Source organism: Pseudidiomarina sp., from assembly GCF_048268165.1.
In the GTDB taxonomy this organism is placed as follows: Bacteria; Pseudomonadota; Gammaproteobacteria; order Enterobacterales; family Alteromonadaceae; genus Pseudidiomarina.
The window spans coordinates 108,631-127,469 of record NZ_JBLWWA010000002.1; the positions used below are offsets into that span (position 1 = coordinate 108,631).

19 protein-coding genes are annotated in these 18,839 nt (G+C 48.9%); 15 read left to right on the forward strand and 4 right to left on the reverse strand.

The features are described 5' to 3' along the window. The first annotated feature begins 3 nt into the window (after positions 1-3). From ACN0UY_RS07170 to ACN0UY_RS07190, 5 genes are all read left to right on the forward strand, one after another. Complete coding sequence (locus ACN0UY_RS07170; RefSeq protein ID WP_417666019.1) at positions 4-498, forward strand: hypothetical protein; 495 nt, start codon at positions 4-6, stop codon at positions 496-498. Positions 499-503: 5 nt separating this feature from the next. After that, complete coding sequence (locus ACN0UY_RS07175; protein WP_417666020.1) at positions 504-1,202, forward strand: RNA polymerase sigma factor FliA; 699 nt, start codon at positions 504-506, stop codon at positions 1,200-1,202. Positions 1,203-1,232: 30 nt separating this feature from the next. Further along, positions 1,233-1,712, forward strand: a complete 480-nt coding sequence (locus ACN0UY_RS07180) for a DUF4199 domain-containing protein (protein ID WP_417666021.1) — start codon at positions 1,233-1,235, stop codon at positions 1,710-1,712. Between the two features lie 99 nt (positions 1,713-1,811). After that, positions 1,812-2,438: an OmpA family protein gene (locus ACN0UY_RS07185; RefSeq protein ID WP_417666022.1), complete on the forward strand. Its 627-nt coding sequence runs from the start codon at positions 1,812-1,814 to the stop codon at positions 2,436-2,438. A 135-nt stretch (positions 2,439-2,573) separates the two neighbouring features. After that, complete coding sequence (locus ACN0UY_RS07190) at positions 2,574-3,287, forward strand: DUF1499 domain-containing protein (RefSeq protein ID WP_417666023.1); 714 nt, start codon at positions 2,574-2,576, stop codon at positions 3,285-3,287. Between the two features lie 45 nt (positions 3,288-3,332). Here ACN0UY_RS07190 and ACN0UY_RS07195 read toward each other — a convergent pair whose 3' ends face one another. The 3 genes from ACN0UY_RS07195 to ACN0UY_RS07205 all read right to left on the reverse strand — a co-directional run bounded on the left by ACN0UY_RS07195 (position 3,333) and on the right by ACN0UY_RS07205 (position 5,322). Continuing rightward, positions 3,333-3,740 (reverse strand): hypothetical protein, encoded by a 408-nt coding sequence (locus tag ACN0UY_RS07195; RefSeq protein ID WP_417666024.1) that lies wholly within the window; start codon positions 3,738-3,740, stop codon positions 3,333-3,335. Positions 3,741-3,752: 12 nt separating this feature from the next. After that, positions 3,753-4,292, reverse strand: coding sequence for a carboxymuconolactone decarboxylase family protein (locus tag ACN0UY_RS07200; RefSeq protein WP_417666025.1), 540 nt, complete (start codon positions 4,290-4,292; stop codon positions 3,753-3,755). A 106-nt stretch (positions 4,293-4,398) separates the two neighbouring features. Next, entirely contained in the window at positions 4,399-5,322 is a 924-nt protein-coding gene (locus ACN0UY_RS07205; protein WP_417666026.1) for an AraC family transcriptional regulator, read from the reverse strand. A 145-nt stretch (positions 5,323-5,467) separates the two neighbouring features. Here ACN0UY_RS07205 and ACN0UY_RS07210 point away from each other — a divergent pair, with 145 nt between their 5' ends. From ACN0UY_RS07210 to ACN0UY_RS07240, 7 genes are read left to right on the forward strand one after another with little or no spacing between them, the layout of a single operon-like run. Beyond that, positions 5,468-7,780, forward strand: a complete 2,313-nt coding sequence (locus ACN0UY_RS07210; RefSeq protein WP_417666027.1) for a TonB-dependent receptor — start codon at positions 5,468-5,470, stop codon at positions 7,778-7,780. 24 nt (positions 7,781-7,804) lie between these two features. Then, positions 7,805-9,952, forward strand: coding sequence for a dihydrolipoyl dehydrogenase (gene lpdA, locus ACN0UY_RS07215; RefSeq protein WP_417666028.1), 2,148 nt, complete (start codon positions 7,805-7,807; stop codon positions 9,950-9,952). Next, entirely contained in the window at positions 9,953-11,032 is a 1,080-nt protein-coding gene (locus tag ACN0UY_RS07220; RefSeq protein WP_417666029.1) for an ABC transporter substrate-binding protein, read from the forward strand. It begins immediately after the preceding gene. Continuing rightward, complete coding sequence (locus ACN0UY_RS07225) at positions 11,011-12,618, forward strand: ABC transporter permease (protein ID WP_417666030.1); 1,608 nt, start codon at positions 11,011-11,013, stop codon at positions 12,616-12,618. Before ACN0UY_RS07220 ends, ACN0UY_RS07225 begins: the two co-directional genes overlap by 22 nt. Beyond that, positions 12,605-13,231, forward strand: a complete 627-nt coding sequence (locus tag ACN0UY_RS07230) for an ATP-binding cassette domain-containing protein (RefSeq protein WP_417666031.1) — start codon at positions 12,605-12,607, stop codon at positions 13,229-13,231. The genes ACN0UY_RS07225 and ACN0UY_RS07230 overlap by 14 nt, the downstream gene beginning before the upstream one ends. Then, on the forward strand, positions 13,224-13,838 hold the full coding sequence (locus ACN0UY_RS07235) for a CDP-alcohol phosphatidyltransferase family protein (RefSeq protein WP_417666032.1): 615 nt from the start codon (positions 13,224-13,226) through the stop codon (positions 13,836-13,838). The genes ACN0UY_RS07230 and ACN0UY_RS07235 overlap by 8 nt, the downstream gene beginning before the upstream one ends. Continuing rightward, complete coding sequence (locus tag ACN0UY_RS07240) at positions 13,838-14,665, forward strand: sterol desaturase family protein (protein ID WP_417666033.1); 828 nt, start codon at positions 13,838-13,840, stop codon at positions 14,663-14,665. Before ACN0UY_RS07235 ends, ACN0UY_RS07240 begins: the two co-directional genes overlap by 1 nt. A 1-nt stretch (position 14,666) precedes the next feature. On the opposite strand, the gene ACN0UY_RS07245 is transcribed toward ACN0UY_RS07240, so the two are convergent. Further along, positions 14,667-15,815 carry a dicarboxylate/amino acid:cation symporter gene (locus ACN0UY_RS07245; protein ID WP_417666034.1) on the reverse strand — a complete coding sequence of 383 codons (1,149 nt, stop codon included), beginning with the start codon at positions 15,813-15,815 and terminating at the stop codon, positions 14,667-14,669. A 137-nt stretch (positions 15,816-15,952) separates the two neighbouring features. Here ACN0UY_RS07245 and ACN0UY_RS07250 point away from each other — a divergent pair, with 137 nt between their 5' ends. From ACN0UY_RS07250 to ACN0UY_RS07260, 3 genes are all read left to right on the forward strand, one after another. Further along, complete coding sequence (locus tag ACN0UY_RS07250) at positions 15,953-16,492, forward strand: sigma-70 family RNA polymerase sigma factor (protein WP_417666035.1); 540 nt, start codon at positions 15,953-15,955, stop codon at positions 16,490-16,492. Beyond that, complete coding sequence (locus ACN0UY_RS07255; RefSeq protein ID WP_417666036.1) at positions 16,489-17,163, forward strand: anti-sigma factor domain-containing protein; 675 nt, start codon at positions 16,489-16,491, stop codon at positions 17,161-17,163. Before ACN0UY_RS07250 ends, ACN0UY_RS07255 begins: the two co-directional genes overlap by 4 nt. 103 nt (positions 17,164-17,266) lie before the next feature. Further along, on the forward strand, positions 17,267-18,832 hold the full coding sequence (locus tag ACN0UY_RS07260; protein ID WP_417666037.1) for a DUF4331 domain-containing protein: 1,566 nt from the start codon (positions 17,267-17,269) through the stop codon (positions 18,830-18,832). The last annotated feature ends 7 nt before the right edge of the window (positions 18,833-18,839 follow it).

The window sequence follows — 18,839 nt, forward strand, 5'->3', positions numbered from 1 at the left end:
ATCATGAGTGATCAAGCAGCGAGCTTACGGCAGTGGGCCGCGAAACGTAACGACGGTGATACGGTAACGGAATCAGTGACCCAACCTGCGTCACCCGATCAGCAACAAGCTGACGTTGAGCAAGTTGTGGTGTTAGGATTAAACACGCTCACCCAAGAACAAGCCCTGCAAGCAGTTAATGTATTTCATCGATGGGCCGAGCAAGGTAAGAAATGGGTCGGTGACCCAGCGCGATGGCGGGTTATTCCGGTAGCGTCCGATTATCCGAATATGGATAAGTTGGTAAGCACTTACCCTCGATGGGCCGTATGGATTGACAACGATATAAATAGTTTTAAACGCGCCTATGACGCGCTTAAAACCATGAAACAAGCCGGTGGACCAAAGCGCGTTATTGCATTACACCCACCCATGACGTCACGCAAAGGTTTATTGAATAATATTCAACACGTGGCGCAGGCTTATTTAGACATTGATGTTTTGGTATTTTCAGGCTGAAAACTATGTACACAGCGGAAGGTAAAATCAACAAAAACAGCTTAATCGAACAGTATTATCCACTGGTTCGGCGGCAGGCTTTTAATTTAAAAGTAAAGCTGCCAGCCGGGGTGGATGTCGATGATCTGATTCAAGCAGGCGTTGAAGGTTTACTGGGCTGTGTTGATCGCTTTGACCCAGAGTCGGGTGTCGCATTTTCAACCTATGCGCATCAGCGAATTCGAGGTGCTATGATTGACGAGCTTCGCAGTCGAGACTGGCTGCCACGAAGTGTACGTCGAAGTGGACGTGAGTTGGAGCAAAGCATTCGTCGTTTAGAGCAGCAGCTTGGTCGCATGCCGGAAGAGCGCGAAATTGCCGCGGAACTGGGTATGGAGCTCAGCGACTATCATCAGCTGTTGCTAGATACCAATAATGGCCTTATATTGTCTTATGACGAAGTTGTCGGCGAAAGCCCGGGCGCTGAGTCAAATGATGCTGAAGAAGCTGAGCCCGAAGCACAAATTGGTGCTGCGCAGCTTAAACTTTTGCTCATGGATGCAATAGATTCCCTTCCCGAGCGTGAAAAATTAGTCATGACGCTCTATTATCAAGAAGAGTTAAACCTCAAAGAGATCGGCGCAGTACTGGATGTAACCGAATCACGGGTATCGCAACTGCATAGCCAAGCGATTAAACGTATTCGTTCTCGAGTTGCCGCGTAACCATCCAACAAAGTACGAAGAAGGTGCTTGATGAATAATTATAAACTTGAGATCCGCTGGGGCTTTATTTTCAGCGTGGCGATGTTGCTTTGGTTGCTTGTTGAACGCCTTGTTGGCTTGCATAGCACCTACATTGAATACCACATGGTGTGGACGAATCTGTTCGCTGTTGTTGCCATTGCTGTGTATGTATTTGCCCTTCGCCAAAAACGCGATAAAGAATTGAACGGTAGTATGACCTGGAAACAGGGCTTTATGAGTGGTGTGGGAATTACCGTTGTGGTTGCTATTTTATCACCGCTAACGCAGTGGTTGGCGCACACCATAGTGTCACCTCACTTTTTTACCAATATGGTCGAGTTTGCAGTGCGTAGTGGCAATATGACTGAGGCGCAGGCATTAGAATACTTTTCACTACAAAGTTACATGATGCAGGCTGTTATTGGTGCTGTTGCTATGGGTGTTATCACCTCGGCTGTTGTCGCGTTTTTTGTTCGAAACCAGAAATAGTCGGTTTTTCGAAAGTTAAATTGGCGCAAACTGCAGCGCAGCGAATTTTTACTGTGCTAAATTTTATCTATCATTGAGTAGAAAAGGACATTTAGCATTATGAAAAAATTAATCTTAGCAGTCGCAGTGTCATCGCTTGTTTTAGTGGGCTGTGAAAGTATGAGTAATGCACAGAAAGGCGCAACCATTGGCGCCATAGCGGGCGCTGTAATTGGCAAAGGCACTGGAGATCATGACAAAAGTCGTTATGTTTGGGGTGCTGTAGCAGGCGCCATAGCGGGTGGTGCAATTGGTGCTTATATGGACAGGCAAGAAGAGGAGTTTCGTGAGGAGCTTGCCGGCAGCGGCGTTGAAGTCATTCGTGATGGCGACAATATCCGTTTGCAGTTGCCAAGTAATGTGACCTTCGCGACAGATAGCGCCAGCATTGCGCAAAGTTTTGACCCAGTGCTTATTGATGTGGCGAAAGTGCTAAACCGGTACGAAAAAACAACGATGTTAGTTGAAGGCCATACTGATAGCACAGGCGCTGCGGATTATAACCAGCGTTTGTCAGAAACGCGGGCATTGTCAGTGCGAAATCACTTGGTTGGCAATGGTGTCGATCAACGCCGCGTCACAACCGTTGGTTATGGCGAAACCATGCCGGTCGCTGACAATAGTACCGCTGGCGGACGTCAACAAAACCGACGCGTCGAATTACGAATTGTGCCAAACGAAGCGTAATAGCTGACACGGAATACTCGTAAAAGCCCGCCTTTTTAGGTGGGCTTTTTTGTTGTGATAGATCTCGCTACGCTTTGTTTTCGTAGCTATAGTCTAAACTAACTGATCCAGTTGACTAACTAGGCGTTTATAACCATGAAAAAAATTAATGACCTATTGATTGCCCTTGGCATTCTGTCCCTTTTACTACTATTGGTCGCCGGGCCGTTGTACCGTTTTGAGGTGCTTGAGCTAGGCTCGGCGTTTTTGTTGCTACGTTGGGCTGCATACATTGGAATTGGTGCGGGCGTGTTGCTGATTGTATGGCTTGTATGGCAGCGCCCCAAAGGAACGCGTGCAACCTTGTCAATTATTGCACTCATTACTGCAGCGGTTGCAGTTTGGATGCCCTATAGCCAGTTGCAGAAGGCGCGCAGTGTGCCGCCTATTCATGACATAACAACCGATACAGAGAACCCACCAGAGTTTGTTGCCATTGCTTCATTGCGCGCTGATGCGCCAAACCCAGTTGAATACGCCGGGCCTGAAACTGCCGAGCAACAACTTAAAGCTTACCCGGACCTTGAAACGTATCGCACAGACCTTGCAACAGAGGAGCTTTATGACAAAGCTCTAACGGCTGTTAAAGATATGGGTTGGGAGCTGGTTGCGGGTGATCGTGATGAAGGCCGTATTGAAGCGACTGACACCACAACATGGTTTGGTTTTAAGGACGACGTGGTGATTCGCATAAGTGCTCAGGCAGGTGAAACCCAGCTAGATATTCGCAGCAAGTCGCGCGTAGGGCGCAGCGATGTGGGTAAAAATGCTGATCGTATTCGCGAGTTTTTAGCGCATCTAGAAAACTAGATGCACGAGGAATTGCCGCCACGCGCTATGCGTGGCGGTTTACCGTTAGTTTTTTGAGCCACCGAGTGTAAACCTGTCATAACTTCGCATAAAAAAGAGTGTGAAGCAGGCTGCCCACATTGGCCATGCGGCAAAAAACAAGAGATTATTGAAAGCATCGAGATATTGCGCGTAAGACGACAATGTCGAGGCGCCATGCAGGATGAATATAATCCCGTAAGTCACAAACTTAGCGACACCAAGCACAAACAGGATACATAAGATGATCTGTAAGCCGCCGAGAACGGCTGCTGCCATTTCGCCAAGTCCACTAATGCCATAGAAGTTGTCGAAAACTGCAGCGGTATGCGCAGGGTTAATCCATTTATCCAGCGCCCAAATGAGCATTACAATAAACACACTCAAACGTAGCGTTAGCAGGGACCAAACCAGTCGTTTTTCAAGTTGATTCATAGTCTGCCGCCTTTATGCAAATTTCTTGAAGGGTTCGTCAATTGGGGTATGCGCAATGTGGTTGGTGTAGTTACTCATTGTTTTTTGAGCAATGCCCACGATAACATCCAGCACATGTTGTTGACTAAACCCAGCGGAATAGAAGCTTTCTAATACGTCGTCGGCCACATTACCGCGCTGTTTTAACATGCTCAGTACAAACTGGCGTAGCGCTTCAAGTTTGTCGTCGTCGAGCTCATTACCTGCTTTAATCGATGCCGTGATGTCGTCGTCAACGCCCATGCTTTTCGCGATTGCGATATGCGCAGGAACGCAGTAATGGCAGTCGTGAAACACATTTATAGTCTGCCACACAACAGTCATTTCTTCTGCATTAAAGCTGCTGTTCGTAAAGCGTTCATGCAGTTGTTGGTAGGCGTTGAGCAATGCCGGTGAAGTGGCCATTACAGCGTGTAGATTAGGAATCATACCCATCGACTTCTCCGAGTTACGAAGTAAATCTTTGGCTGCTTCCGGAGCTGACTCGATAGTGTGAAGGGTAAATTTTGACATGGTTGGTCTCCAAAGTTGCTGTTCGTCATGCCAACTTTAGACCGAACGAATGAAAATAATAGGGCAACGGTAGAAGTGCCGTGTTTCTGTTGCGCAATGAAGGGTTTTAGTTGTGTTGCCGGAATGATGAGGGGGTGACACCCATGTATTTTTTGAAAAAACGTGAGAAAGCAGTGCTGGATTGGTAGCCCAGTTTGGTCGCGATGGCATCGAGTTGCAGGTTTGGCTGTTGCAATAACGTTGTCGCGATATGCAAGCGCACCTGATCAAGTAACTTTTTGGGAGTGAGCCCAGTGATGCGATAGCAGCGCTCGGCAAAAGCGCTTTCGGATAGAAAGGCGCGGCTCGCCATGTCGGGCACGGACCAATTATGTTCAGGATGTTCGATAAGGGCTGCCAGAACGGCGCTGAGATGTTTGTCATGTAGAGCGGCAAAAGGACCATTTAACAGCTGGTTTGAGCCTAACATTTGCCGTAAAAGGTGTAACGTGAATACATCGCTAAGACGCTGAATCGCCGCTTTAGCGCCTGGTTGTCCAAGCTGGGCTTCAGTTCGAATTAACTGAATAATGCTTTTTAAGGTATCGGTTTGTTGAGCGCTGGTGAAGATGACATACCGAGGTAGAAGTTGAAAGAACAAGTCGATGGCTTGCCCTTCGGCTAAAACATCGTAACAAACCATACCTGAATTAATATGCGCAGGTTCGCAGAGTTGCTTCAGTTGGTTGTGACTAAGCTCAAGCGGCACCCGGGTATGGCTTAAAAAATGAGAAATCCCGCGGTTGACAAAAATTGCTGCGCCTTCATCCAAACGTTGTGCCGTCAATTCTTGCTGGTCTTCGCTTAAGCCAAACCAGCAGTGACCGCGAGTCACAAGGTGAAAGCCAACATGTTGCGGGTTTGTCATTGCGAGTGTCCAAGCGCCACAAAGACCAGATTCGAAGTGAAGTTCGGTGTCACGCGCAATGTGGTTCAGCAAATCGTTGAGTGAATCCGAAGTTTTGGTTGCTTGGTCGCGAGTTTTGGTCATAGGAATTTTCTTAAAAAGCGCTAGGATAAAGTACGAGTAAAGCACGGCCAACGCGCGTGGTAAAGCAATCAGTATGCTATGGTTGGTGATCTTTTCGGTGGCATTTCGGGTAACAGCTCAGTTGTCTTTAGTTTAAGGAACAAAAATGAAAGTTTGGGTTTTACTGGCATTCTCGCCATTGACAGTCTTTGCGCAAGAAAAAGACCAACCAATTGAAGTGATTGATGTTATTGGTGAAGCCAATGAAACGGTCATGCCCCATGAGCAACCTGTATCAGGAATTTTTGGCTTATCCGAAGCGGTACATGAGATTACGCGTGGCGTGACGGTTATTGATGAGTCGTTGATGCGAGAAGCGGCAATCGATGATTTGCATGATATTGCGCGGTTTGCACCGAGTGCTTACGCACCGAGTGGATTTGGCACCCCTTCATTGCCGAGCATTCGCGGCCAACTGGGCGAGCTATTTCAAGCAGGTATGCGGCGGCAGGCAGGTAATAATGGACTGGGCGTGCCGCTTTCATTAAATGGTATCGAGCGTATTGTGGTAGCCCGCGGCGCGCCACCTATCATGTTGGGAACCACGCAGCGTGTTGGTGGGTTTGTCGATTTGCAGCCAAAGCAGGCGCACACTGATGAAGCCGCGACAAAATTGGTCGGGCGCACCGGTGAATGGCAGCAACACCGTTTGCAAGTTGACCAAAACTGGGTGCTTGCACCGAATCGGCAAGCGCTGCGCGTTAGCGCCGAGTATGTTGATGAGGGGAGCTTTTACGACTACAGCGGTTTGCGCAGTGATAGTGTTGTTGTTGCCTACCGTTATCAACCGAATGCTCAAAGTGACTGGGCCGTTAGCCTTGAATACTATGACGCGCAATGGACAGACAACGCGGGTATTAATCGGCCTACACAAGCGTTAATTGACGATAACCTATATATTACCGGTATAGGTGTGCAACCGAATAACTCGCAAGTGCCAGGTGCGTTTGCAATAATCAGCCCTACTGGGCAAGTGCGAATTCCGCGCTCACAAGTGCTTACTGATCCGCTTGATACCAATACGGCAACAACATGGTTGCTGCATTCGACCTATTCGCGCCAGTTGAGTAACGACCTAACGTTAGTCAACAGAACCTACTACCAGCACCTTAACCGTGACGGCATCAATCAAAATAGTTTCGTTGAGATAATTGATGGGGCGGAAACCTTTGAAAACAGGTTGGAACTTCACTGGCAGCAAGGCACAACCCTCGGTGCAAATGTGCGTATTAACGACGTACTCGGATACAGCCAGTTCACTACTGAGGCCGACTTACCTATCGACCTAACCGCAGGTTTAGAGGCGCGTCGAATTCCGCTCACTGAAGCGCAACAAGCTCGCTTGATTGAATTGCGGCCCGGCCTGTTTGTGTCGCCTGGCGCCCAGTATGATCGTGATGGCGACGGTGTTGGCGATTTCAATCTATCGGATACAACGAATTCGAAAAGTACTCAGCTGGGTGTATTTGCTCAGCAGGAGTTTGTGTTTACCGATTCGTGGTCGTCACGGTTGGGTGCCCGCGCCGATTTTTATGATGTTTCGGCGCGAGACCCAATAGCCCCAGTTGGCTTCGTACCAGCTGCCGACACGCACCAGGACTGGCTGTTTGCATGGCATGCGGATACACGCTTTGCACTGACGCCGGACATGAATGTGTATGCGACAGCTTATTGGAGCGATTCCACCTCGAACTCAATGGCTGGAGGGCATGTACTCAATGCTGCGGGAGAAATTGATTCGCAGAATTTTGCGACCGAAAATACCCTGTATGAAGTCGGGGTGAAGTATCAGCCAGAAGGTGAACGTTGGTATGCGGATGCGGCAGTATTTGAGCAAACACGCAGTTTGCGTAACCGAGATGGCTCAAACTCTGGTATTTTTACTCGAGGGGTCGAGGCACAATGGAATTATCGACACGAGGCCGGCTATTGGGTGACACTTGCAGCAACCTATATTGATGCACGTTTTGACAACTCAGCAGCATTTCAAGACAGCCGTCAAGTTGCAGACGCGTTTGATGATTCGCGGCCGGATATTATTGAAGGTACTGGCGTTGGTGCACCGAACTTTGCTGCCTTTGCTCCCTCACAACAACGCGTTCAGGGTATTCCTCCGGTGCAGCTGTCGGCGGCTTGGGGTTGGAACTTCGTCAGTCAGTGGCAATTAGGCGGTGATATCTCGTATACAAAATCGTACCCACTGGACTATTTGCAAACTGTCATGATTCGCGACCAGCACTTGGTGAACATGAACCTGAGTTGGCAGGTAACACCGGCGCTTAATGCGCGTCTTGAGGTGCTCAACCTGACCGACCAAGACAATTGGTCGCCGGTATTCGAAGGCGGCTACTTTGGCTCAACGCTGGCATTTCCGGTAGAACCGCGACACGCCCGCATGCGACTGGAATTTAGCTTTTAACCTGCAGTTTAAAAAGGACCGAAAATGTCATTGAAAAAATGGGTTGTTGTGAGTGTCATTGCCTTACTGGTGGTACTTGCGGTTACGTTTGATGTAACCCAGTACCTGACGTTAGAAACACTCAAAGAGCAACGCACCGCGCTGCAGCAGTGGTTTGTTGATTACCCAGTACAGACATTTTTAGTCTATTTTGCCGCTTATGTGTTGGTTACAGCGTTGTCCTTACCTGGCGCCACCATTATGACATTAGGTGCGGGGGCCATATTTGGTTTTGCCTGGGCGCTATTGCTGGCCAGTTTTGCCAGTTCTATCGGTGCGCTATTAGCATTTTTAAGTGCCCGCTTTCTATTACACGACTGGGTACAGGCCCGTTTTGGAAAACGTCTTGAGGCGATTAATCAGGGCTTACAGCGTGACGGTGCGTTTTACCTGCTGAGCTTACGGTTAGTGCCTTTATTTCCGTTCTTTGTGATTAACCTTGCCATGGGGTTAACAAAAATTAAGGGCTGGACATTCTACTGGGTAAGTCAGGTAGGCATGTTGCTTGGTACGGCTGTTTATGTGAACGCAGGCACGCAATTAGCGCAAGTTGATTCACTGGGGGATGTGGTTTCTGCTGATCTTATTTTAGCCTTTGTGCTGCTGGGTGTATTTCCACTGATTGCAAAATGGTTGCTGAGTCGCATTAAACAGCGCCGCTTGCTTGGTGATTACCAACGACCCAAAAAATTCGATACTAACCTCGTTGTTATTGGTGCAGGTTCAGCAGGGCTGGTGAGTGCGTATATTGCGGCGGCGGTAAAGGCCAAAGTCACATTGGTTGAACGTGAAAAAATGGGTGGCGATTGCTTAAATACCGGGTGCGTTCCTTCGAAAGCGCTGTTGAACGTTGCTAAAACAGTTGCACAAGCTCGCAAAGGCGCGCAGATGGGCGTGCACGTTGATGGTATTAAAGTGGATTTCGCACAGGTAATGAACCATGTGCAGGACGTTATAACCAAGATAGAGCCACACGACTCCATTGAGCGTTATACCAATCTAGGCGTTGATGTGGAGCTGGGTGATGCGAAAATCGTGTCACCGTGGGAAGTTGAAGTGACGCGCGGCGGGCAAAACAAGCGTATTAGTGCGCGGTCGATTATTGTGGCAACTGGCGCACGACCCTTCGTGCCGGAATTTGATGGGCTGGATGAGGTGCATTGGTTGACGTCGGATACGTTGTGGTCGATAACCGACCTGCCGAAACGTTTGACCATATTGGGCGGCGGACCCATTGGGTGTGAATTAGCGCAAGCATTTGCGCGATTGGGCTCGCAGGTGACGATTGTTGAAATGGCCGATCGCTTGCTTGCCAATGAAGACGAAGACACAGCAAGCCGTTTAGCCAAGGCATTGGAACACGACGGCGTAGCCCTGAAGTTATCGCATAAAGCGCTGCGATTTGAAGCGACCGAACAGGGTTCGCAGTTGATTGCTGAAAACGATGAGAAGGAAGTTCCGATTGAGTTTGATACCGTACTTATCGCACTGGGCCGGCAAGCAAACTTGACCGGTTTTGGTTTGGAAGAGCTTGGCGTTGAGTTTGCGAAAACGCTGAATGTAAGCCCGCTGCTACAAACCAATTATCCATCCATTTATGGATGCGGAGACGTGGTAGGGCCGTATCAATTTACCCATGTTGCATCACATCAGGCTTGGTACGCTGCGGTTAATGCACTGTTTGGGCCGTACAAAACCTTCCGCGTGGACTACTCCGTCATACCTTGGGTAACTTACACGTCACCAGAAATTGCGAACGTTGGTTTAACCGAGCAAGAAGCGAAACGCCAAGGCGTTGACTATGAAGTCACCGAATACGATTTCTCTGATCTCGATAGGGCAATAGCAGATACGCAAGACAGTGGCCGCATTAAAGTGTTAACCAAGCCTGGCAAAGACAAGATTTTGGGTGTGAATATTGTCGGGCCCCAAGCCGGTGAGCTGTTGGCCGAATATGTGCTAGCGATGAAGCAGGGTATCGGTTTAAATGCTATTTTGGGTACGATTCATAGCTACCCGACGCTAGCGGAGGCAAATAAGTATGTGGCTGGTAACTGGAAACGTGCCCATGCGCCAGAAGCCTTATTGCGCTGGGTTGCTAAATTTCATCGCTGGCGCCGGGGAGGCGACTAAATGAAAACCTTTCGAGGCTTGGTCGCAATCTTCGCTTTGGCTGCGTGTGTGCTGGCGACGAGTGTGACGCATGCGCAGCCGGTACCAGTAAACTTCTACGCATGGGGTGGGCAGCCCGCTATCAATGATTATTTGCGCTGGGCCGCGCGCGAGCTTGAAGCTGAAGGCATAACCTTGCAGCACGTTAAGGTTGCAGATATTGCTGAAGTGGTAAAGCAGATAACCTCTGGTCGCAGTAATGCCGATTTAATCTGGATAAATGGCGAAAACTTTCACGCCTTAAAACACAGTGACGCTTTACTTGCTGTTGCTGAGAAGGTGGAAGGAATAGAGCATGTGCGCACCGACATTGGTTGGCAGATTGATTTTGGTGAATCAGTCGATGGCTTGGAAGTGCCGTGGGGTATAGGCCAGTTTCATCTTCTCATGTGCGGTACCTGTGTTACGCAGTCATCACTATCCACGCAACAGCTGCTGAATTATGCAAAAGCTAACCCCGGCCGTATCAGTTACCCGCGACCGCCGGAGTTTCATGGCACCACTTTTTTAAAAATGCTGGCCCTCGATTTGGTTACCGATACCGGCGTTTTCCAGAAGCGCACTTCAGCGGTTGATGTCGAGTCCGTCATGCGACCATTTTGGGCTTATTTGGAGCAGCTGCATCCGCATCTATGGCAGCAAGGCGAGGCCTTTCCAGCAAGTGCTGCGGAGCAACTGAATCTGTTCACCAATGCGCAATTACATAACGCGGTTAGCTTCAACCCGAATGAGGTGCTTACGTTAGCGAACCAAGGACGCATACCCGCAACCAGTAAAGCAGTCATGATTGGTGATGCAGCCATTACCAACAGCCACTATTTAGCGGTGCCTCGCAGTGCTGAGAACCCTGAAGCAGCGATTAAGGTGATTGAGTTTTTACTCAGTGAAACAGCACAGCGAAAAAAAGCTGATCTGCAAGGCTGGGGTGACCCTGCCGTTATTCAACAAGTTGAACAAGCAAACTTATTACCGGCCGCAAACGACTTTCATGTAACCTGGCACAATTATTTGGAGAAACAGTGGGCCGCGCGCTTTCACTAGCAGTTATCCTATTTTTAGTGTTGTTGCCACTCGGTGTGGGCGGCAGCACGTTATTTCAGTTGCCGGTATTCTCCCAAGAATTAGTGCAACAGCTGCAGTGGCAAAGCTGGCTGCAGTCAGCGTTTGCGAGCTTCACTTTTACGGTAGGTGTAATACTAGCAGTCTGTTATCTGAGCCTGTGGTTAGGTCAGCGCATCACTGTTGGTTTATCAAGTTCACGCATCGCGCCGTTGCTGGCTGTGCCTCATGCGGCGCTTGCGGTGGGGTTGATGGTTCTATTAAGCCCGAGCGGTTGGTTGGTGCGCCTTGTTCACAGCATATTTGAGTTATTCCCGAGCCCCCCTGCACATTGGTGGATAGCCGACAAATCCTTAATCACCATGGCCATTGTGTTAATCATAAAAGAAGTGCCATTCTTACTCTTAATGATTGCAGCCCAACGTGATCAGCTGCCTATTCAGCGCTGGCAGACGCAGGCGCAAAGTATGGGGTATTCAGAGCGGCGCTGCTGGTGGTTGGTGGTGGTGCCCGCGTTGCTACCGCGCTTGAAGTTTCCGCTTGTTGCCGTTGCTATTTATACCCTGTCCGTGGTTGATATCGCACTTATGGTCGGGCCAAATACGCCGCCTTTGCTTGCGCCGCGAGTGCACGAGGCAAGTTTACGCTTCTCCGATTTGGCAAGTGTTGAGGCCTGGCTCGGGCAGTGGCTCCTGATTGCGCTAGGGGTGATTTTATTCGTCGTGATTGCAATGAACCAAGCGGTGTATTGGCGATTTAGTTTGAATGCAATGGGTCGCCCGCTTGGTCATTCGGTACAGCGTATAGGTTCCGGCTTTGGTAGCCAGTTGTTGCTTTGGCTGTGCGGTTCGGCCGTGCTTGCTTTAATTGTCCAGAGTGTTTCGGGCGCGTGGTTCTATCCAAATCTGTGGCCTCAGCAATGGAGTTTGGAACGTTGGACGAGTGAGTGGCCTTATGCGTGGCCGTTATTACAGAATAGTCTTTGGCTTGCACTAGCAAGTGCGGCGGTGGGTGTTGGCTGTGCCTTGTTGGTGCTTGAACGGCAACGTAGCCAACGGAAAAAGGCACTGGCTTGGCTGCCGTTATTGTTGCTATTAGTTCCTCAGCTTCCAATTGTATTGGGGTGGCAGCGTACTCTTGGTCAAGATGCAGGCTGGCTATGGCTACTGTGGTCGCATGCGGCCTTTACGTTTCCATACGCTTACTTGGTGCTGCATGGCGCGTATATGAGTTTTCCGTCACGCTGGCTGTACCAGGCACAAAGCTTGGGGCATTCCCCCTTCAATGCTTGGCTGCTTGTGTTGTTCCCCCAATTGCGCGGCAGTGTTGCGTTAGCGTTTGCGGTGGGCGTTGCGGTGAGTATTGCCCAGTATATACCCACGCTATGGTTAGCTGGTGTGAGTTATCCGACAGTTACAACTGAAGCTGTAAGCTTGGCCGCAGGTGGCGATTGGCGCATGGCGAGCGTTTATGCATTGTTACAAGCGCTTCTTCCAGTTGTATTATTGGTTTGGGCTAGCCAGCAAGGTAATGAGCAAAGGTGGAAACGACAGCATGTTAGAAATTAAAAACTTAACTATAAGTCAGCAACAGCATGTGTTTCTTAGTATCGAATCTTTGCACGTAGTAGGTGGTTCGGTTCTGACTTTAATGGGAGCCAGTGGGAGTGGTAAATCAACGCTGCTCAAATGGTTGTTGGGTGAGCCACTACCTGATTTTCAGATAACCGGCGAGTTGTGGTTGAACGGCAAGCGACGTGATCAACTGCCTATCCATGCACGTAAAATAGGGTTGTTGCATCAGCAAGGCGATTTATTTCCGCATTTGCGAGTGCTGGAAAACCTTTTATTTGCATTGCCGCGCAAAGATCCGAGACGCCATCAAGCGGCCTTAGAGGCGTTAGAGGCGATGCAATTGTCGGATAAGGCAAATGCGTGGCCCCATCAATTAAGTGGTGGTGAGCAGGCGCGCGTTGTATTAATGCGGGCTTTGCTGGCTCAACCTGAGGCGTTATTGTTGGATGAGCCCTTCTCGTCGTTAGATTCGGCGTTGCGCGGCACGGTACGCGAGTGGGTTTTTGCGCAACTTAAGCAGCGCAATATACCTGTTTTGCTGGTAACGCACGACAAAGAAGACGCACCCGGAACAATTATTTCAATGAAAGAGCTCACACATGCTTGACCCATTACTGACACCTATCACCCGAAGAATTTTAGATTACCCAGCACGGTGGTTGGTGAAGCGACAAGTATCTGCTGATCAAGTTACCGTAGCAGGGTTTTTGGTGGGTTTACTGGCGGTACCGGCTTTAGCTGCGCAAGCGTACGAAGTTGCGTTAATTTTTATTTTATTAAATCGCCTTGCCGACGGACTTGACGGTGCAGTTGCGCGTCGTACATCCGCCACGGATGCGGGTGGTTTTTTGGACATTGTATTAGACTTTATTTTTTACAGCGCGGTGGTGTTTGGCTTCTTGTTAGCAAGCCCTTTTGAACATGCATTACCAGCAGGGCTACTGCTGGTCACGTTTATGGGCACGGGCGCAAGCTTTTTAGCTTTTGCCGTAATTGCAGCGAAACGCGGCATCGAAAATCCGCGCTATCCGAATAAATCGTTGCATTATATGGGTGGGCTCACCGAAGGCTTTGAAACTATTGTCGCTTTTGTCGCTTTTTGCGTGTGGCCTGAACACTTTGAACTGTTGGCGCTCATTTTTGCAGCTGCGTGCTGGATTACAGCCATTACACGCATTGTGGTTGGTTACCGAACCCTAAGCGAGGCTAAATAATGAACGAAGCAACCATTCGGCTGAGTATATTTTTAGGTGTGATGGTCGCCATGGTCGCTTGGGAGGTTTTTGCACCGAAACGTGAGCCACGTTACAGCCGCGCCAAGCGCTGGCCAGCTAATTTGGGCATTGTAGTGATTGATTCGCTTATTACCCGTCTGTTATTACCGGCAGGCTTAGTGAGTATTGCGCTGTATGCGGCGCAGCATAATTGGGGATTGCTGCATCAGGTAGAGTTACCGGCGTGGCTGGCAGTTGTGATAGCTGTGGTGGCACTGGATATCGCCATTTATTGGCAGCATCGGCTGTTTCACCGGGTACCGCTATTGTGGCGCATTCATCGTATGCATCATGCCGACCCTGACTTTGATGTCACAACCGGGCTGCGTTTTCATCCCCTAGAAATTGTGCTGAGCTTGGGCATTAAAGCTGTTGTTGTGATCGCTTTAGGGGCGCCGGCTTTGGCTATTATTATTTTCGAAGTGCTGCTAAATGCCTGCTCATTGTTTAATCATGGCAATGTGTCGCTACCCAACGGTATCGAACGCTGGGTTCGAAAAATACTAATAACGCAGGAGTTGCACCGTATTCACCACAGTACCGTGCCGCGAGAAACCAATAGCAATTATGGCTTTAGTGTCAGTTGGTGGGACCACGTTTTCGGCAGCTATACCGATAAACCGGAAGCTGGCTCTGATGGTGTGGATATCGGTTTGAGTAATTACCGCGAGGCGAAACAAACAACCACGCTGTGGGGGTTAATGCGTATTCCGTTTGTAAATGCTGCGGCAGCCGAGACTGCCGCAGACAAAGACTCAAGCAACTAGCCTATTTGGCTTTATTGGCTTGATCAACCAAGATAGCAATAGCGCCATCACCGGTCACGTTGCAGGCCGTACCAAAGCTGTCTTGCGCCATGTATAGCGCAATCATTAATGCAATGGCCGTTTCGCCAAAGCCGAGCATCGAGCCCAGCAAACCTACCGCTGACATCACCGCACCGCCGGGTACGCCCGGTGCTGCAAGCATCACGACACCCAGCATCAAAATAAATGGCAGTATAGTCAGAAACGACGGTATAGCGAGTGAGCTGTGCAGGTACATCACCGCGAGCGTGCAGCTAACAATGGTAATGGTAGAGCCGGCTAAATGCGTGGTTGCGCAAAGCGGTACAGCAAAGTTGGCAACGTCTTCATCCACTTTATTGTTTTTCACACTGCGTAATGTCACCGGAATGGTTGCGGCGCTCGACATGGTTCCTAACGCAGTAAAGTAAGCCGGTAACATGTTCTTAATAAGCGTTACTGGGCTGATACCTGCTTTTACGCCTGCCACGGTGAACATTGAAATGATGTACACCCAGTGCAAGGCAATCGCCAGCACAAGGATAATACCAAAGGTTTTTAAGGTGCCAAACACCGTACCCGCGGCGGCCATTTCGGCGAAAACCCCAGCGATATAAAATGGTAACAGCGGAATAATAAATTTGCTGAGCAACAACTCAATAATGTCGCGACCTTGGTCAGACAGTTGTTTGAGCTGTTCAGCACGGGTTGCCGCAATGCCTAAACCGAAGATAAAAGCTAATACCAAGGCGGTCATGATGCCAAATACTGGTGGCATGTCCAACGTAATAAATGGTTCTACGAGTTGGGCGTCGGCTGACTGGCTGCGCGCGGCAGCACTCGTTAGAAGTGGGACCACAACGCTGGCGACAAAGTAAGCAACGGTACCAGCAACAATAGTTGATAGATAGGCTATGCCAAGGGTTCGGCCAAGCAGCTTGCCTGAATTTTGTGGTAACCCGGCTATACCGCTAGTGATGAAAAATAGAATGAGCAGTGGGATGGTGAAAAACAGTAATTGCCCAAAAATCTCTTTAAAGGTAATCAATAATTGAACCAGCCAAAGTGGTGTGTACAGTCCTATTAATGTTCCCGCGGCAATGCCGAGCACTAGCTTTATGATCAATCCCATTTTTTTCTCTCTTGTTGTAATGTCGTTGCGGCTACTGTGTGTGGTGTTAGTGTAAAGCGATTCGTTGCAAAAAGTGAATCTAAATAGCAGGTACTATCGTACTTGAAATGTCATTCAATAAAAAAGGACCTACCATTATGTCGTCACCATTGTCGCTGGACCGGGAACTCCAGCAAATCGCATTAGGTGACCGAGCTGCGTTCCGACGCTTGTATGAAGCCACGTCCGCTAAGTTGTACTCCGTCAGTTATGCCATTGTTCGCCGAGAAGCGTGGGCAGAAGATGCCGTTCAAGATACTTTCATTAAAATTTGGCACCGCGCCGGTGATTACAGCATCGCTAAAGGTTCGGTGATGAGTTGGTTAATTAGTATGGTTCGGTATCGTTCTATCGATCTGTTACGTAGTAAAGATAATTCGATTAACTTTAACGATAACGTTGATGAGTTACCGGCTATCGATACCCTCGAGCAGTCTCTTGATCAATTAAACCAGAACCACCAACTGAAGTTATGTTTGCAAGAATTGCAACCGCAAACGCGCCAATGTTTGCAGCTTGCTTATATCAGCGGGCTAAGCCATCAAGAAGTGAGCGACTATTTAAGTGAGGCGTTGGGCTCAGTAAAAAGCTGGATTCGCCGTGGATTGGAAAGCTTAAAGAGGTGCTTAAAGCGATGAACTATTCAACGACTGAAATTAAGCATCAGCTAGCCGCGCGTTACGTTATTGGAAGTATGCGTGGTTCTGCCCGAAAACGTTTTCAACGCTTGTTAATGACGATTCCAAGTTTACGCGATGAAGTTGCCTTTTGGGAGGAACACCTTTATGCGTTAACTGAGACCTTGCCAGAACGCCAAGCTCCGGAGCGCATTTGGAAAAGTCTTGAACAGCGCTTGGGGTGGCTACCGAAGGACCCTGTAAAGTCGTCTTGGTGGTCGTGGGGATTTCGCTTAGCTGCTGCGTTATTGCTGATTAATCTATTGGTTATTAGTCCGGATGAGCCTCAAAAAACTCAAGTTTTCGAGCGTGTAGCGGTAATTCAAAATGATGACGCACAAACACTTTGGTTGATTCAACAAAATGATCAGACGTTAAGTGTTCGCGCTGTTGGGAACATCGAAGTGCGAGCAGATAACGATTACCAATTGTGGATGTTGCCGCAATCGGGTAGTGCGCCAATCTCTCTTGGGTTGTTACCACAACAAGGCGATCGTTCGCTCACAATAGCGGCTACTATCAACTTGAATGATGTTGCAGCGCTGGCGGTGAGCCGTGAGCCATTAGGCGGTTCGCCACTCGCTGTGCCATCTGGCCCAGTTGTTTATACGACAGACTTCGTGGCGCTTTAAAAAAAGTTGCATCCAATATGCCCACTCAATCGTTACTTGTTCGAGACCCACAACGCAGTAACGGGTTTAGAAACCATGTATAGACGATTGAGAGGGCATTATAATGAACAATAAGACATTGATTGCTACGGCAGTATTGAGTGCTGTTGTTGCTGGCTCGGCAGCGTTTGCTTCGAGCCACCGTGAGGCTCCGAATATAGCTCGCTTACCGACCGTTGATTCAACGGATTTTTACCTATTCAATAGTTATGAAACTGGTCGTGAAGACTATGTGACGCTCATAGCTAACTATATTCCATTGCAAGACAGTTACGGTGGTCCAAACTATTTTGCGATGGACCCCGCCGCTGTTTACGCGCTACACATCGACTCTGATGGCGATGCAGTCGAAGACTTATCTTTTGAATTTCGGTTTAGCAACGAAATTGTAGGCGTTAAGCTGCCTGTGGGTCCCGATGGTGTTGAGGTGAGCGTACCTTTAAAACATGTTGGCGCCATTGCCGCAGGTAATTCTGCAGCACTCAACTACAACGAAACATATACCTTATCGGTAGTTTCAGGATCGCAGGGCGCTGGCAGTCCAGTAACAGGCGCTAGCGGAGAAATGGAATTCGTGAAGCCTTACGCTTACGTGGGGCAAAAGACGTTTGGCTCAAGTGCCGACTATGAAGCCTACGCTAACCAATATGTTTATGAAGTGAGTATTCCAAACTGCAGTGCGAATGGTCGCGTTTTTGTGGGTCAGCGAAAAGACCCGTTCACGGTTAATCTTGGCGAAACCTTTGACTTGGTGAATTATGTTCCCGTTGAGGGCGACAGTGCACCAGGTGCGGGTGATGGTGGTGGTTTCCCAGGCGGAATCACGCAGTCAACGGATAATGATGACTTGAACGATAAAAACACAAATTCAATTGCGCTTGAAGTTCCTAAGTCGTGTTTAGTGGGTGACGGTAATGGTGTCATCGGCGCTTGGACCACAGCAAGTTTGCCGCAAGCACGAATTTTGAACCCGAATGCAGTAGCCGACAAACCAGAAGTTAATGGTGGTGCTTTGGTTCAAGTATCACGATTAGGCTCGCCATTAGTGAATGAGCTCGTGATTGGCATTGATGATAAAGATCGCTTTTCGTCCGCGCATCCTTCAAACGATGGACAATTTGCTACTTATGTGACGAATCCAACATTGCCGATTATTTTGGACATTTTGTTCCGTGATGCTGTAAATGCAACATTGGGCACGAGCTTTGAAACTATCGCACCAACAAATTATCCTCGCGCTGATTTAGTTGCTGCATTTTTGACAGGGTTTCAAGGCGTTAACCAACAAGCTACGGTTACACCTTCAGAAATGCTCAGGTTAAATACTGCGATTCCAGCCACTCCAGCCGAGTTACAGTCTAACTTTGGTGTTGCAGGGAATGACCTCGCGGGTTTTCCGAATGGGCGTCGACCTGGCGATGATGTGGTCGATATTGCATTACGCGTTGTGATGGGAGCTTTGTGCCATGACATTCCTGTAAATGGACAGCCAACAAACTTAGGCTTCTGTGAGCCTGCTGATGCAAATGTTGGTACGGCACCATTTACCGATGGCGCGCCACTAGATAGTAGCTTCTTTAATACGAGCTTCCCTTATTTGTTAACACCGCTTGCGGGTTCACCGCAATAAGGAGATG